The organism is Bacillus sp. SA1-12, assembly GCF_000981385.1.
Taxonomy (GTDB): Bacteria; Bacillota; Bacilli; order Bacillales; family Bacillaceae; genus Metabacillus.
Genome location: NZ_LATZ01000110.1, coordinates 1 through 321 on the forward strand (window position 1 = coordinate 1; position 321 = coordinate 321).

At 52.3% G+C, this 321-nt stretch carries 1 rRNA gene; it reads right to left on the reverse strand.

Features of this window, described 5'->3' with window-relative positions:
• A 23S ribosomal RNA gene (locus WQ54_RS18050) occupies positions 1-321 on the reverse strand; the annotation flags it as partial.

Consider the following 321-nt stretch of genomic DNA (forward strand, 5'->3'; position numbering starts at 1 on the left):
AGCCCTAAAGCTATTTCGGAGAGAACCAGCTATCTCCAAGTTCGATTGGAATTTCTCCGCTACCCACACCTCATCCCCGCACTTTTCAACGTGCGTGGGTTCGGGCCTCCATTCAGTGTTACCTGAACTTCACCCTGGACATGGGTAGATCACCTGGTTTCGGGTCTACGACCACGTACTCTGTCGCCCTAATTAAGACTCGCTTTCGCTGCGGCCCCGTCTCTTCAACTTAACCTTGCACGGGATCGTAACTCGCCGGTTCATTCTACAAAAGGCACGCCATTACCCATTAACGGGCTTTGACTACTTGTAGGCACACGG